This window comes from Brucella cytisi (assembly GCF_038433355.1).
Classification (GTDB): domain Bacteria; phylum Pseudomonadota; class Alphaproteobacteria; order Rhizobiales; family Rhizobiaceae; genus Brucella; species Brucella cytisi.
Genome location: NZ_JBCAUP010000013.1, coordinates 24,746 through 39,515, shown reverse-complemented (window position 1 = coordinate 39,515; position 14,770 = coordinate 24,746). Strand labels below are relative to the sequence as shown.

The window sequence follows — 14,770 nt, the reverse complement described above, 5'->3', positions numbered from 1 at the left end:
CTTTGAAATTGGTATGTCCTGCGCCGGGGGCGCCTAGAGCCATTCGATATCGTCGAAGCCGCGCTGGATGTAACCGCCCTTGGAATAGGCTTCGCCCTCGTAGCCGAAGAGCGGCCAGATATCCTTCTGGTTATAAAGGCCGGTCACAAGCCCGCTGCGCACCTTCTGGAAGAAGGGGCTTTTCTCGATCTCGCGCAGGATCGCGACGCGCTCTTCCTCCCAGCCAAGCCCCAGATAGCCTCCGGCTCCAGCCCGCTTGTTCAAATCGGCAACACCGTCCTCGATCAGCTTTTTGAGCGTCTCGTCCTTGGCGGAATCCGCGTCATAAGGTTTGACGGCAATGGCATAGAAACGGTCGGGAAGCTTGTCATGCGGATAGATGTCGCGCGCAAGCTGGATCAGGGTCGCCATGGTTTCGGGCTTGAGCGTGGTGGTTTCAAGCGCCCATGCGAATTGCGGGCAGATAACGGCATTGCCGCTGACAACGAGCATGGCGCCGAGGCTGAGGCCTGCGCCGCGCTTGAGAATATCGCGGCGGGACAGTGTCTTTTTCTCTCGGGTGGAAAGACCGTTAAAAACGGTAGTCATTCGGTTCTCCTCCTTTGCTTGCCCGTCCGGAATGGGCTGGCTGGCTATGCGTTCCCGGAGATTTTCACCACCGGGAATGCTTGCTTTCTCGTCTTCCGTGGCCGCTCCTCCCGGCCAGAAAAGACGATGGGGAGCGGCTCACTGGTAGCGGCCACCCCGTTGCAGAACTTCGATCTTGTAGCCGTCCGGATCTTCCGCGAAGAAGAAGCGGGCAAGCTGCACGCCGTTATTCTTGAAATCGACAAGCTTGCCGACCTTGAAGCCAAGTTCCGTGAAACGGGCATGTTCGGCATCGACGTCATCGACCGCCACGGCGAGATGACCATAGCCGTCGCCCAGATTGTAAGGCTCGGTGCGGCCCTTGTTGACCGTCAGCTCGACTTCGAAATCGGCTTCGGCATTGCGCAGATAGATCAGCGTGAAGGTTTCGAAATCAATGCGCTCGGCAATATCGAGGCCAAAAGCCTGATTATAGAAGGAAACGGATTTTTCCTCGTCGAGAACACGGATCATCGAATGAATGGCTTTAGCCACAAGCTACTCCTGTTTCTTTTGCCGCTTCCTCAAAAGCGGCTTGCGATTGTCTTGCTGGTTGTCGATTATGAAAGAAAAAGCGACGGCGTGGTGGCAATCGGCTACCACAGCCAAGTTCGTGCTCTTAATGAAGGGAGGAACCCATGTGCAAGGTTTTCGCCGAGCAGGACCCGGAAGGCTACCGGCAGATCAATCGCTCCGTGCGCATAGGCGGCCATTCCACCAGCATTCAGCTGGAGGCCACCTTCTGGCGCCTGCTGGATGAGATCGCGGCCAGCCAGAACCTGACCACGCCCCGCTTCATATCGACGCTTTACGACGAAGCGCTGGAGGCCAATGGCGCGATCCCGAATTTTGCCTCCATGCTGCGCACCACCTGCGCGCTCTACCTAATGGGGCATCGTCCCGAGGCTGCCGTCTGCGAGGAGGCAGCCTGACAGAGGTCTGAAACGGGCATTGGCCTTTTGATGAAAAGGGAATAGGGGAGTAGGGCAATATGTTCTTACATCGGACATGCTTCCTTACTTCGGTATTCCCTTGCTGCCTTCATTAAAGGAATCGAAATGACAAGCGTAACACGCGAACAGGTTCAGGAACGGCTGAAGACCGTGACGGGACCGGATTTCGAAAGCGATGTTGTGTCGCTCGGACTGGTGTCGGATATCTTTATTGCCGACGGCAAGGTTTTCTTCTCCATCACGGTTCCGGCAGCGCGCGCCGATGCGCTGGAGCCGATGCGGCTTGCCGCTGAAAAGGCCGTGAAGGAAATTCCGGGCGTCACCGGCGCGCTGGTCACGCTCACCGCCGAAAAGAAAGGCGGACGTACCAGCGACGATGCGCCCCCACCACCAAAGCCGCAGGCCAGACCTGCAGCCGCTCCGGTTCAGCATCGCCACCCGCCACAGCCGCAGCGCGCAGCGACCAAGCCCGGCATACCGGGCGTTGGCGCGATTATCGCTGTTGCATCAGGCAAGGGTGGCGTCGGCAAGTCCACCACCGCGGTCAATCTTGCGCTCGGTCTTGCCGCCAACGGGCTGAAGGTCGGCATTCTCGATGCCGATATTTATGGGCCGTCGATGCCGCGCCTGCTCGGCCTTTCCGGTCGTCCGGAAACGGTCGAGGGCCGCATCCTGAAGCCGATGGAAAATTACGGCATCAAGGTCATGTCGATGGGCTTCATGGTCGATGAGGAAACGCCGATGATCTGGCGCGGGCCGATGGTCATGTCGGCGCTGACGCAGATGCTGCGCGAAGTGGCCTGGGGCGAACTGGACGTTCTGGTGGTCGACATGCCACCCGGCACCGGTGACGCACAGCTCACGATGGCGCAGCAGGTGCCGCTGGCAGGTGCTGTGGTCGTTTCGACGCCACAGGACCTGGCGCTGATCGACGCGCGCAAGGGCTTGAACATGTTCCGCAAGGTGGATGTCCCGCTTCTGGGCATCGTCGAGAACATGAGCTACTTCATCGCGCCCGATACTGGCGCGCGCTACGATATTTTCGGCAATGGCGGAGCGCGCAGGGAAGCGGAGCGTCTCGACGTGCCGTTCCTGGGCGAAGTGCCGCTGCATATGGATGTGCGCGCCTATTCGGATGCGGGCACGCCGATCACCGTCCATGAACCGGACAGCGAACACGCGAAAATCTATCGCGGGATCGCCCGCAAGGTCTGGGACAACATGAAGGGCGGCAAGGGGGCTGGAAAGCCCGCGCCGGCGATTGTCTTCGAATGAAAAAAGGGCCGGAAACGGCCCTTTTTCTTTTGTCAGGTGATAACGCTCGGCTCTGTCCGTCCGCTGCGCTTCTTCACTTGCGCGATCTGTTCTGCCGCGTCGATGAATGGGGCCAGCGTTTCCTGCGTATCGAGATTGTGCCTGGTGGTATCAGCCTCATAGCGCTCGATATAGATGCGGATGGTTGCGCCCGACGTGCCGGTGCCGGACAGGCGCAGCACCACACGGCCGCCATCCGGGAAATAGATGCGGATGCCCTGATGTTCGCTGATCGAGCCGTCGACCGGATCGTGATAGGCGAAGTCGTCGGCCTTCTCGATTGTGAGGCCATTGACGGTCGTGCCGGGCAGGCTTGCAAGCTTGCCGCGAAGATCGGCCACCAGTTGTTTGGCGATATCGGAATCGACAGCTTCATAGTCATGGCGGGTGTAATAATTGCGCCCGAAACGCGCCCAATGTTCCTCGACGATGTCTTTCACACTTTCCTTGCGCACCGCCAGAATATTGAGCCAGAGCAGTACGGCCCACAGGCCATCCTTCTCACGCACATGGTCGGACCCGGTGCCGGAGCTTTCCTCGCCGCAGATCGTGACCTTGCCATTGTCGAGCAGATTGCCGAAGAACTTCCAGCCCGTCGGCGTTTCAAACATGCCGATGCCGAGCTTGTCAGCCACGCGGTCGGCGGCAGCACTTGTCGGCATGGAACGGGCAATGCCCTTGATGCCGTCCTTGTAACCCGGCGCCAGATGCGCATTGGCGGCCAGCATGGCAAGCGAATCGGACGGCGTGACAAAGATGCCGCGTCCGATGATGAGATTGCGATCACCGTCGCCATCGGAGGCGGCGCCGAAATCCGGCGCATGGTCGGACATGAGCAGATCATAGAGATCTTTTGCGTAGACGAGATTCGGATCCGGATGGTGGCCGCCGAAATCCGGCAGGGGCACGAAGTTCATCACGCTGCCTTCCGGCGCGCCTAGACGGTGCTCGAAGATTTCCTTGGCGTAAGGCCCGGTCACCGCATGCATGGCATCGAATTTGAGACCGAAACCGCCCTTGATCATGGCGCGGATTGCGTCGAAATCGAACAGGCTTTCCATCAGCTCGGCATAATCGGCGACAGGATCGAAGATGACGACTTCGGTGTCGCCGATCCGGCTCGTGCCGATCGTGTCGATATCAATATCGGCCACATCAGCGATTCTGTATTGGTCGATCACTTTCGAGCGGGCGAAGACCGCCTCGGTGATCTTTTCCGGTGCCGGTCCGCCGTTGCCGATATTGTATTTGATGCCGAAATCTTCCGTAGGCCCGCCGGGATTGTGGCTTGCTGAAAGTATCATGCCGCCGAAAGCCTTGTATTTGCGGATCATGTTGGAGGCGGCAGGCGTCGAAAGAATGCCGCCCTGACCCACCATGATGCGCCCGAAGCCATTGGCGGCGGCCATCTTGATGAGCTTCTGGATCACTTCGCGGTTATAATAGCGTCCGTCGCCGCCGACCACGAGCGTCTTGCCGGCAAAACCTTCCAGCACATCGAAAACCGACTGGATGAAGTTTTCAGCGTAATTGGGCTGCTGGAAAACCGGAACCTTCTTGCGCAGGCCTGAAGTGCCCGGCTGCTGGTCCTGGTATGGCGTGGTGGCGATTGTCTTGACGGTCATATCTTTCCCGTTCGATTAAATGAATTAAGCAGTCAATGTGTTGGCATTTGCGGTCATTGCAAGACAACATAGATCAAACTTATTGATTGAAAATAACAAACTGTGTGGTTGTCGCTGGCCATGCTACAAATTCTGCCATGACCGACAATGCTCGCCCCATCAATGGCCCGCGCGATGTGATGCGGCTGAAACGCGACGACGCTACCGGCCTGGAAGCCGTGGCTGCCCGTTTTCACAGCCATGCCTATGACATGCATTTTCATGACGAATGGCTCGTCGGCGTGACCCATGCGGGCGTGCAGGATTTTTTCTGCCGGGGCAGGCGGCGGCAGAGCACGCCGGGGCGAGTGATTCTCATCGAGCCGGGCGAACGCCACGACGGGCAGGCGGTCGCCGCGGACGGTTTTGCCTATAACATGCTTTATATGCCGCAATCGCTGGTCAGAAGCGCGATGGGTGGCAATGATGCGTATATCGGTTTTCGCGAGACGCTGGCCGATGACGGACAGTTGTTTCATGCGGTCGCCCGCGCCTGCGAGGCAATCTTCCTCGAAGCGCCGCGCCTGATGATTGAAGACTGCCGCGATCAGGTGACGAACCATCTGGCCCGGCATCTTGGGCAGGACGTGACAGAAAAAGGGTCGGCTCCACATCCGGTCGCAGCACGCGCGATGGACTATCTGCGGGCGCGCTTCGACGAGGAGTTCGGCCTCGATGAACTGGCGGAAGTGGTCGGGGCCGCCGACCGTTTCCAGCTTTCACGTGGGTTCCGGCGTGAATACGGCACCTCGCCACATGCCTGTCTGGTGCAGTTGCGCCTTGCTGAAGCACGGCGCCTGTTGCGCGAAAAAGTGGCGCCAGCGGAAGCGGCCGCGCTCAGCGGATTTGCCGACCAGAGCCATATGGGGCGCTGGTTCCGCCGCGCCTATGGCATGACGCCTGCCGCTTATCGCAAGGGACGCACAAACGTTCCAGAAATTGCGGTGAAAAGCCGTTAGGCCTGTCCTCGAAAGAGGAAAAGCTCATGATTTTCGATACAAAAGTAGCCATTCTTGTCCTGCATGATCTGCCTGTCTGGCAGAAGCTGAACGTGACTGCCTTTATCGCGACCGGCATATCCGGCGCTGTGCCGCACGCCATGGGCGATCCTTATGAAGATGCGGCAGGCCGCAAGCATACGCGTCTGCTCGGCCAGCCGATGCTGATCTTCTCGGCAACACCGGACGTCCTGCAACGGGCATGGCAGCAATCGATCCAGCGCGATCTTATCCGTGCGCCCTATGTGCGCGCCATGTTCGAGACCGGGCATGACGTCGCCAACCGCGCTGTATTCAAGGCGGAAAATGCCGACGCACCCGAGCTGGTCGGCCTAGCGCTTTACGGCCCAAAGAAAGATATCGACAAGGCCATAAAGGGAACTAACCTGCATCCTTGAACAGGACGCTCTGGTCGAACAGATAGCGGTTGGAAAGCGGCAGGCTTGCCGCGCCCATTGCCTTGGCATGCACACCAACCTTGCCCTCGATGATCTTCGGCGCGCGCAGGCCCTGCAAGTCGAGGCATGAAAGCTCCACGCGGGTCGCTTCCACGATGCGGTGACGCACATTACCCGGCAACCAGCCGTCGATGACGGCGGCGGGAAAGTCGATCACGGAGGCGGCAGCTACCGTTGCATGGGCCAGCCCGCGTGCGGCAAGCGCTACCCATTCGTCGAGCGGCGTACCAAAATTGCGCCAGTTTTCCGGTGAAAGCCACAGATCGTCGGAGGGCAGGTGCCGCTCCTGTAACATGCGTTCGAGGACGAACAGCGAAGCCGTATCGATGAGCTGCAAGGTTTCGCCGCGCTCCCACGTGCCGCGCATCCGCATCGGCATGGAGCCGAGCGCGCCCGCATTGCCCGTGCGGCCCGGATAGAGTGTGTTGTTCAGCACCACACCGCCGCCGATGAACGAGCCGATGAAGAAATAGACGAAGTCGGTGAATTCTGGCCCGCGACCAAAGGTCAGTTCCGCACCACAAGCTGCCGTTCCGTCATTCTGCACGAAGACCGGAAACGAAAACGCCTTGGCGAAATCGCCGACGAGATCGGCGCCGAGCCATGCATCCAGATCTTCGGCAGGTGCACCCACTTCCTCGACCCAGTTCCACAATTCGAAGGGTAATGCGATGCCGAGCCCTGCAATGCGGTCGCGCTTGGCCGGTTCGAGGGCTGCCGTGAAAGCGGCGACGCTCTCGACGGCGAAGCGACGGATTTCACCCGGTACAGGCCAGCGATAGGTGATGTGCCGCCGTTCGCGGATCGCTCCCAGAAAATCCATCAGGATGATTTCCGCGCTGCGCCGCCCGATCTTGAGTCCGAAGGAGAAAACCCCGTCGGCGGCAAGGCGCATCGGCATGGAAGGCTGGCCGACACGACCGCGCACCCGTTCGCCCTGCGTAATGAGGCCGTCTTTTTCCAGCGCACGAATGATGACGGAAACCGTCTGCGCCGAAAGTCCGGTCAGGCGGGCAATGTCGGCGCGGGCGAGCGCGCCATGCCGGCGCACAAGCGCCAGAACCAGCCGCTCATTATAGGCGCGCACGCCGATCTGGTTTGAACCGCGATTGACGCTCGCGCCCGGCCCGGCAAATTGAAGCATGGCAGGCCCCGGAGTGCCGGAGAGAGTGCCTGAAAGCGTGTCGGCAGACCCGCTGTCTGGTTCGCCTTCAACTTTATGCCTGACCATAGCCTCTCCCAGATTCCGTGCCATGGAATGCAATCTCGAAATGCAGCCATGGAATGCCGGAATTCCTAAACCAACCATCGAAGGAGAAAAAGCCCTCTTTGCAAGGGATATGAAATAAAAACAAACGCTTAAGAGCCTGCTCCAAAAGTCACCATGCCGGTCTGCAAATGGCGCCTTTCTACGTTCCGGTGCTCACGTACCTTTAAGTACGCTCCGCTCCGGTACTCGAAAATCACCATTTTCGCCTCGGCCTGCCGCTTTTTGATTCAGTCTCTAAGACCGATCACGCGGCGCGGCAGCGGGCTCGGTGCCTGCCTCTTTCGATCCTCTCTCCTCCGTCTTCCAGAGTGACACAGCATATTAATAAATCAAGTGGATTTATTAATTGACTCTGTTTTGAAGCCGTGTTTTGCTTCTCTTCTGCCGGGGGAAGAGGACCGGTTTCAATCTGGGAGGAGTCCATGAAGAAGACAGTTCTGTCGGCAGCCTTTGCTGCCTTCGCGCTTGGCGCTGCCGCATTGCCAGCGAATGCCGCCGATGTCGGCGCGTGCCTCATCACAAAGACCGATACCAATCCGTTCTTCGTCAAGATGAAGGAAGGCGCTATCGCCAAGGCCAAGGAGCTGGGCGTCAATCTCAAGACCTATGCGGGCAAGATCGACGGCGATTCCGAAAGCCAGGTTGCGGCTATCGAAACCTGCATTGCTGATGGCGCCAAGGGTATTCTCATCACGGCTTCCGACACCAAGGGCATCGTGCCGTCGCTGCAGAAGGCACGCGATGCGGGCCTGCTCATCATCGCGCTCGATACGCCGCTTGAGCCTGCCGATGCGGCGGACGCAACCTTTGCAACCGACAATTTCCTGGCTGGTGAGCTGGTCGGCAAATGGGCAGCGGCAACGCTTGGCGACAAGGCCAAGGATGCGCGGGTTGCCTTTCTCAACCTCACCGCGTCGCAGCCGAGCGTCGACGTTCTGCGTGATCAGGGTTTTGCCACCGGCTTCGGCATCGACCCGAAAGACAAGACCAAGCTCGGTGACGAGGATGATCCGCGCATTGCCGGTCGCGACCTGACCGATGGCAACGAAGAAGGCGGACGTCGCGCGATGGAAAACCTTCTCCAGAAGGATCCGAACATCAATGTCGTCCACACCATCAACGAACCTGCCGCCGCCGGTGCCTATGAGGCGCTGAAGGCTGTCGGGCGTGAAAAGGACGTGCTGATCGTCTCCATCGATGGCGGTTGCCCCGGCGTGAAGAATGTCGAGGCCGGTGTAATCGGCGCGACTTCGCAGCAATATCCGCTGCAGATGGCGGCACTCGGTATCGAGGCGATCAAGAAGTTTGCTGATACGGGTGAAAAGCCGAAGCCGACCGAAGGCAAGGACTTCGTCGATACCGGCGTGTCGCTTGTCACCGACAAGCCGGTGGAGGGCGTTCCGTCCATCGACACGAAAACCGCACTCGACAAGTGCTGGGGCTGATCCCCTTTCTGAAACTCAGGCCCGGCAGATCGGAAGATTTGCCGGACCTTTCTGCAGGTGAAGGCAGGAGACAGACATGAGTGAGCCACAGGCGGCTTCCGCTGCACAAAAACCGTCTATGCAGGACTATGAAAAGACGCTGGCGCAGAGCGCGGCTGATGTCGCCTCTTTCGATGCGGGCGACCAGTCGCTGCTTTATCGGATGCGGAATTTCCTGCATCACAATCCCGCTGCCGTGCCGCTGATCGTGCTCGTCCTGTCGCTGCTGGTGTTCGGCATCACGCTTGGCGGCAAGTTCTTCTCCGCCTTCGCACTGACCCTCATTCTGCAACAGGTCGCCATCACAGGCATCATCGCCGTGGCGCAGACGCTTGTGATCCTGACCGCGGGTATCGATCTTTCGGTCGGCGCCATCATGGTCCTTTCATCGGTGGTGATGGGCCAGTTCACCTTTCGCTATGGGCTTCCCGCCGAACTGTCTGTTCTGTGCGGCTTTGCCACGGGCGCGCTGTGCGGCTTCATCAACGGCTTTCTGGTGGCCTATGTCCGCCTTCCGCCTTTCATCGTGACGCTCGGCATGTGGCAGGTGATCCTCGCCACAAACTTCCTCTATTCCGCCAACGAGACGATCCGCGCGCAGGAAATCACGGCTGAAGCGCCGATCCTGCAATTCTTCGGCGAGAGCATCCGCTTTGGCGGCGCGGTCTTCACCTATGGCGTCATTGCCATGGTGCTTCTGGTTCTGCTGTTCTGGTATGTGCTGAACCACACTGCCTGGGGACGGCACGTCTATGCCATTGGCGACGATCCCGAAGCGGCACAGCTTTCCGGTGTCTCGGTCAAGCCGATCCTCATGTCGGTCTATGTGCTGGCCGGTATCATCTGCGCGCTTGCAGGCTGGGCGATGATCGGCCGTCTCGGTTCGGTATCGCCGACCGCAGGCCAGTTCGCCAATATCGAATCCATCACCGCGGTGGTGATCGGCGGCATTTCGCTGTTCGGCGGACGCGGTTCCATTCTCGGCACCATGTTCGGTGCGCTGATCGTCGGCGTGTTTTCACTGGGGCTGCGCCTGTGGGGCACCGATCCGCAATGGACCTATCTCCTGATCGGCGTTCTTATCATTGCTGCCGTCGCCATCGACCAGTGGATCAGAAAGGCTGCCGCATGAAAACGAACACCACGCCTGTTCTGTCTGGCAAAGGTCTGGTCAAGCGCTATGGTCGCGTCACCGCACTCGATCATGCCGACTTCGATCTCTATCCCGGCGAAATCCTCGCGGTCATCGGCGACAATGGCGCCGGCAAGTCCTCGCTCATCAAGGCGCTGTCCGGCGCGATCAAGCCCGACGAGGGGGAAATCCTGCTCGACGGCAAGCCTGTCAGCTTTCATTCACCGATGGAGGCACGGCAGGCGGGCATCGAGACGGTCTATCAGAACCTTGCCTTGTCGCCTGCGCTTTCCATCGCCGACAATCTGTTTCTGGGCCGCGAAATCCGCCGCAAGGGGCCGCTTGGCTCGCTGTTTCGCATGCTGGATCGCGGTGCGATGGAAAAGATCGCGCGCGAAAAACTGTCCGAACTGGGCCTGATGACGATCCAGAATATCGGTCAGGCGGTGGAAACCCTTTCGGGCGGCCAGCGTCAGGGCGTTGCGGTGGCGCGTGCCGCCGCCTTCGGCTCCAAGGTGGTCATCATGGACGAGCCGACGGCGGCGCTGGGCGTCAAGGAATCTCGCCGCGTGCTGGAACTCATTCAGGACGTGAAGCGGCGCGGCATGCCTATCGTCCTCATCTCGCACAACATGCCGCATGTGTTCGAGGTTGCCGACCGCATCCACATTCACCGGCTCGGGCGCCGCCTGACGGTCATCGACCCGAAGGAATATTCCATGTCGGATGCCGTGGCGCTGATGACCGGGGCGATGAGACCGAAGGAAGCGGCTTGACCACTTGCGCTTGAACAGGGTTGCTGCGCCTTTAACACGGTGACAGGACGAATCACGGAAACCGGACATGACGCCCATTGAGCGCGAAGCCCTGCCTTCGGAAATTCTTGCGCGGCTGGCGGAAACCGACAAGCGCCTGGTCGTGGCCATCGCTGGCCCGCCGGGAGCCGGAAAATCCACCATTTCCGATTATCTGCTCCATGCCATCAACAAGGGCGGCGAAACGCCGTCCATCGTCGTGCCCATGGACGGGTTTCATCTTGATGACGGGATTCTCGATCAGCGTGGATTGCTGAGCCGCAAGGGCTCGCCGCCCACTTTCGACTGCGCCGGATTTGCGGTGTTGCTGCAGCGACTGAAACAGGCAGAGGGCGAAATCTTCATTCCGGTTTTCGACCGTTCTCTGGAGCTGTCCCGCGCTGCGGCATCCGTGGTCGGCCCGGAGCATCGCGTGCTTCTGGTCGAAGGCAATTATCTGCTGCTCGATCAGCAACCATGGGTGCAGCTTGCACCTTTTTTCGACATGACGCTCTATCTGGATGTGCCCTTTGCAGAGCTGGAGCGCCGCCTGAACGAACGCTGGCTCAGCTTTGGCTTCGATGCCGAAACCGCCCGAAACCGCGCCCTTTCCAACGACATTCCCAATGCCGAACTCGTGGTAGCGCAGTCGCGCAAGGCGGATTTTGTCGTGGTCTCGGACGGGCGATAACAGGGAATTGCACCTTTCAAGGGTTGCGGCGATGCGCTTGCGTCTGCATGATGGGAAAAATCGCTTCATCAGTTTCCGACCGGAATAGTTCCCCATGACGACTTATGTTTTTGCGCCGCCCCCGCAGCCTTTTTTGCCTGTGAAGGGAACGGACGCGCGCTTTCCCGTGCATCGCATCTATTGCGTCGGCCAGAACTACGCCGATCACGCCATCGAAATGGGTGGTGATCCGACCCGCAATCCGCCTTTCTTCTTCCAGAAGAACCCGGACAGCCTCGTGATCGAAGGAGGTGATTTCCCTTATCCGCCGAAGACCGAGGACGTGCATCACGAGATCGAACTTGTGGTGGCGCTGAAGGCCGGGGGCACCGACATTGCTGTCGAAAAGGCGCTGGACCATGTTTATGGCTACGCCGTTGGCATCGACATGACGCGCCGCGACCTGCAGGCCGTGGCCAAGAAGGCCGGTCGTCCGTGGGAAGTCGCCAAGGCCTTCGAGCACTCCGCGCCCTGTTCGGCCATCGTGCCGGTGTCGGAAATCGGCCACCCGGAAAAGGCTGCGATTTCGCTCGCCATCAATGGCGAAACCCGCCAGTCGGGCGACCTCAACCAGATGATCTGGAAGGTGGCGGAAACCATTTCCTACCTGTCTTCGCTCTTTGAGCTGCAACCCGGCGATCTTATCTTTACAGGTACGCCTGCGGGCGTCGGGCCGGTGAAGCGCGGCGACCGTCTGGAAGGCAAGGTCGACGGCGTGGCAACCCTCACCGTTACCGTAGTCTGATTCTCTTCACGTGGAGGAGCATGAATGAGCATCTATCTTCCCGATGACGTGCACGACGCTCTGGAGCGCTTCATCGCCGAAAAGCATCCTGGTCTCAACCAGACCGAGGCGATGACGCTTATCCTGCGCAAATGGCTGGTGCGCGAGGGCTATCTGTCGGCGGAGCCCGAACACGGCACACCGCCGGATGAACTGAACGCGACCAATGACGATTGAACAAGGCAGCAATTGACTATGGCCAAACAGCCGCCGGAAGGAGCGGGTCGCAAGACCGCGCTCGGGCGACGCCTTTTGATTCTCATGATTCTGGCAATTGTGCTCGTGATCGCGCTCGTCTGGATGAGCATTTATCTCTTCGATCCAAATGGCGGTCTGGACTTTGATGATCTCGGTATTTTTGCTTTTGATTTCAATGTGGTAGATACGGTGTCACCGCGCATTTTGTGAGTGCGTTAATCTTTTTGTTACCATTTGAAATATTCATTTTCGCAGAGCCCCGACGTTTAGCGCTTCCGTTTGCCGTCTTTTGCATGGTACATGATCCTCATCGACCGAAAGAATATTGACTGAAACGGGCGCTTTCCGATGCCTGTAAAGCCAAGAGGATCTGGATGGCATTCGAGGACATCAAGGCGGAAATTGCGCTGCTTTTCGAGCAAATGGTGAATCAGCCGCAAGACGCTCATGAAATCCGTGAAACGGTTCGCGAGAAGCTCAATACGCTGCGGGCCAGCGGTTTGCCTCTGCCTGAAGATCTGGTCGAGCTTGAAAAACGCATCGAAAAAGATTTCGATTCCTGAGAACGGATCCGGTCATGCGTTACGCGCTTTCCTCTTCTTCCTCCGCTGGTCTGGTCCGCAAGGGCCTCATGCTTCTTGGTTGTGCCGTGGCGCTCAGCGCCTGCAACACCACCAATGACGGCAAGCCCGTGAAAACGGCGCTGATCACGCAGACCGATACTTCCAGCCAGACCGCTTCCGCAGCAGGCAGCGCTGCCAGTGCCACGGCCAATACCGCAGGCACGGCGACTGGCGATGCGGGCGCTGCTGCCGGAACGCAGACTGTCGCAGCCGTGACCGATCCTTCCGATCCGGTCCTGCCTGCCGTTGTTCCCATTCCCGGCATTCGTGGCCAGTCCGAACCGATGATGGCCTATGCCGGTGCGCAGGCTGCCGCTTCGCCGGCATCCGTTGCCGCCAATATGGCGTTTGAGACACCGGATCATGCGCCGGAAGAACTCGATGCGCTGATCACCAAATATTCCGTCGCCTATGATGTGCCGGAACGTCTTGTGCGCCGGGTCGTGCATCGCGAAAGCCGGTTCAATCCGGGCGCCCGCAACGGACCTTATTGGGGGTTGATGCAGATCAGCCATCCGACTGCGCGCGGCATGGGCTATACAGGCGCGGCCAAGGGCCTGCTCGATGCGGAAACCAATCTGAAATATGCGGTTCGCTATCTGTCCGGCGCCTATAAGGTCGCGGGCGGTGATGAAAGCCAGGCAGTCCGCTATTATGCGCGGGGCTATTATTACGATGCCAAGCGCAAGGGACTGTTGCAGGAAACCGGCCTCGACGGAAGCTGGAAGCGCAGTGGCCCGACCCGCGACGCAGCCGCTTCCATCCAGCCGGCATCCTTGCCGGAAGGCGGGGCAGCACCGCTCCCCGGCGTCGCTCCCATTCAGGCTTCCTACGCACCGGCGGGGCAATAAACTAACTGTCATCTTGACGCTGCAAAGTGATGGCAGTTTCCTGTTGAGAGCGCATCCCGAAAAGTGTGAAACGGTTTTCGGAAAAGATGCGCGTTAAAACAAAGGACTAGAGCGCCGATCTGACCCAATCAGATCGAAACGCGCTCTGGAACCGACGACAGGGCAATTTCATGAATGTAAGACTGCCTCATCCAGTCAAATGGAAATATGACCGGGCCGAATTGTGGGCCGATGGCGTCATCCATGTTCTGGGTGTCGGGCTGGCGCTTGCAGGCGCCATTGCCATGCTGATCTATTTCCTGCCGAACATGCCTGCAGCGACCTCGATTTCGTCGGGTGTCTATCTCGCGAGCCTTCTGGCAGCGCTCGGCATTTCGGCTGTCTACAATATCTGGCCGGTTTCGCCGACCAAATGGTTCCTGCGCCGTTTTGACCACTCGGCGATCTATCTTCTGATCGCCGGAACATACACGCCTTTTGCCATGCATATGGGCGACCGCGCTCTCCCGCTGCTTCTTTTCGTCTGGAGCGTGGCTTTCGTCGGCATCATGCTGAAACTGTTCATGCCGGGTCGTTTCGACCGGCTGTCGATCCTGCTTTATCTGGCGCTCGGCTGGAGCGGTGTCATGGTCTATGACACCATGGTGCAGTCGCTGCCGCCAGCCGTTTTCTGGCTGATTGCAGCCGGTGGCATGGTCTATTCGCTGGGTGTGATCTTCCATGTCTGGGAGCGCCTGCGGTTTCAGAATGCTATCTGGCACGGCTTCGTCGTGGTGGGCGCGGCACTGCATTATTGTGCGGTGTTTTTCGTTGGCGCATGGAACTGAAGCCCGCTCCATTTCGGCTCTGACGGTCTGCAAATGGCGCACTTCTGCGCTTCCGGTGCTCAT

18 protein-coding genes are annotated in these 14,770 nt (G+C 59.1%); 14 read left to right on the top strand and 4 right to left on the bottom strand.

Annotated elements, in window-relative coordinates; genetic code table 11:
* Window positions 1-33: 33 nt before the first annotated feature.
* Together AAE521_RS14070 and AAE521_RS14065 are read right to left on the bottom strand one after the other, a co-directional pair.
* Window positions 34-588, bottom strand: a complete 555-nt coding sequence (locus AAE521_RS14070; RefSeq protein ID WP_342061624.1) for a gluconate 2-dehydrogenase subunit 3 family protein — start codon at window positions 586-588, stop codon at window positions 34-36.
* A gap of 138 nt (window positions 589-726) precedes the next feature.
* Entirely contained in the window at window positions 727-1,122 is a 396-nt protein-coding gene (locus AAE521_RS14065; RefSeq protein WP_011982294.1) for a VOC family protein, read from the bottom strand.
* 143 nt (window positions 1,123-1,265) lie between these two features.
* Between AAE521_RS14065 and AAE521_RS14060 the strand changes: the two genes are divergently transcribed.
* Together AAE521_RS14060 and apbC are read left to right on the top strand one after the other, a co-directional pair.
* Window positions 1,266-1,559: a ribbon-helix-helix domain-containing protein gene (locus AAE521_RS14060; RefSeq protein WP_006471202.1), complete on the top strand. Its 294-nt coding sequence runs from the start codon at window positions 1,266-1,268 to the stop codon at window positions 1,557-1,559.
* Window positions 1,560-1,685: 126 nt separating this feature from the next.
* Window positions 1,686-2,855 (top strand): iron-sulfur cluster carrier protein ApbC, encoded by a 1,170-nt coding sequence (gene apbC / locus AAE521_RS14055; RefSeq protein ID WP_342061623.1) that lies wholly within the window; start codon window positions 1,686-1,688, stop codon window positions 2,853-2,855.
* A gap of 32 nt (window positions 2,856-2,887) precedes the next feature.
* Here apbC and AAE521_RS14050 read toward each other — a convergent pair whose 3' ends face one another.
* Entirely contained in the window at window positions 2,888-4,519 is a 1,632-nt protein-coding gene (locus tag AAE521_RS14050; RefSeq protein ID WP_071632855.1) for an alpha-D-glucose phosphate-specific phosphoglucomutase, read from the bottom strand.
* A 137-nt stretch (window positions 4,520-4,656) separates the two neighbouring features.
* Here AAE521_RS14050 and AAE521_RS14045 point away from each other — a divergent pair, with 137 nt between their 5' ends.
* Both AAE521_RS14045 and AAE521_RS14040 read left to right on the top strand, forming a co-directional pair.
* Window positions 4,657-5,517 carry an AraC family transcriptional regulator gene (locus tag AAE521_RS14045; RefSeq protein ID WP_342061622.1) on the top strand — a complete coding sequence of 287 codons (861 nt, stop codon included), beginning with the start codon at window positions 4,657-4,659 and terminating at the stop codon, window positions 5,515-5,517.
* Window positions 5,518-5,543: 26 nt separating this feature from the next.
* On the top strand, window positions 5,544-5,954 hold the full coding sequence (locus AAE521_RS14040) for a DUF2000 domain-containing protein (RefSeq protein WP_084094320.1): 411 nt from the start codon (window positions 5,544-5,546) through the stop codon (window positions 5,952-5,954).
* Here AAE521_RS14040 and AAE521_RS14035 read toward each other — a convergent pair.
* Window positions 5,938-7,245 carry an ROK family transcriptional regulator gene (locus tag AAE521_RS14035; RefSeq protein WP_084094322.1) on the bottom strand — a complete coding sequence of 436 codons (1,308 nt, stop codon included), beginning with the start codon at window positions 7,243-7,245 and terminating at the stop codon, window positions 5,938-5,940. The genes AAE521_RS14040 and AAE521_RS14035 overlap by 17 nt on opposite strands.
* Before the next feature lie 461 nt (window positions 7,246-7,706).
* Between AAE521_RS14035 and AAE521_RS14030 the strand changes: the two genes are divergently transcribed.
* The 10 genes from AAE521_RS14030 to trhA all read left to right on the top strand — a co-directional run bounded on the left by AAE521_RS14030 (window position 7,707) and on the right by trhA (window position 14,707).
* Window positions 7,707-8,729 carry a sugar ABC transporter substrate-binding protein gene (locus AAE521_RS14030; RefSeq protein ID WP_071632856.1) on the top strand — a complete coding sequence of 341 codons (1,023 nt, stop codon included), beginning with the start codon at window positions 7,707-7,709 and terminating at the stop codon, window positions 8,727-8,729.
* A gap of 76 nt (window positions 8,730-8,805) precedes the next feature.
* Window positions 8,806-9,900: an ABC transporter permease gene (locus tag AAE521_RS14025; protein ID WP_010657874.1), complete on the top strand. Its 1,095-nt coding sequence runs from the start codon at window positions 8,806-8,808 to the stop codon at window positions 9,898-9,900.
* Window positions 9,897-10,676, top strand: a complete 780-nt coding sequence (locus AAE521_RS14020) for an ATP-binding cassette domain-containing protein (RefSeq protein WP_010657875.1) — start codon at window positions 9,897-9,899, stop codon at window positions 10,674-10,676. The genes AAE521_RS14025 and AAE521_RS14020 overlap by 4 nt, the downstream gene beginning before the upstream one ends.
* 67 nt (window positions 10,677-10,743) lie before the next feature.
* Complete coding sequence (locus tag AAE521_RS14015) at window positions 10,744-11,385, top strand: nucleoside/nucleotide kinase family protein (protein WP_342061621.1); 642 nt, start codon at window positions 10,744-10,746, stop codon at window positions 11,383-11,385.
* Window positions 11,386-11,479: 94 nt separating this feature from the next.
* The gene (locus tag AAE521_RS14010) at window positions 11,480-12,169 is read left to right on the top strand and encodes a fumarylacetoacetate hydrolase family protein (protein WP_011982304.1); all 690 of its coding nucleotides are present in this window, start codon (window positions 11,480-11,482) and stop codon (window positions 12,167-12,169) included.
* Window positions 12,170-12,193: 24 nt separating this feature from the next.
* Entirely contained in the window at window positions 12,194-12,385 is a 192-nt protein-coding gene (locus AAE521_RS14005) for a ribbon-helix-helix domain-containing protein (protein ID WP_010657878.1), read from the top strand.
* A gap of 18 nt (window positions 12,386-12,403) precedes the next feature.
* Window positions 12,404-12,616 (top strand): hypothetical protein, encoded by a 213-nt coding sequence (locus tag AAE521_RS14000; RefSeq protein WP_071632859.1) that lies wholly within the window; start codon window positions 12,404-12,406, stop codon window positions 12,614-12,616.
* 164 nt (window positions 12,617-12,780) lie between these two features.
* Window positions 12,781-12,969, top strand: coding sequence for a hypothetical protein (locus tag AAE521_RS13995; protein ID WP_010657880.1), 189 nt, complete (start codon window positions 12,781-12,783; stop codon window positions 12,967-12,969).
* Window positions 12,970-12,983: 14 nt separating this feature from the next.
* Entirely contained in the window at window positions 12,984-13,880 is an 897-nt protein-coding gene (locus AAE521_RS13990; RefSeq protein WP_342061620.1) for a transglycosylase SLT domain-containing protein, read from the top strand.
* A 170-nt stretch (window positions 13,881-14,050) separates the two neighbouring features.
* Window positions 14,051-14,707: a PAQR family membrane homeostasis protein TrhA gene (gene trhA, locus AAE521_RS13985; protein WP_010657882.1), complete on the top strand. Its 657-nt coding sequence runs from the start codon at window positions 14,051-14,053 to the stop codon at window positions 14,705-14,707.
* The last annotated feature ends 63 nt before the right edge of the window (window positions 14,708-14,770 follow it).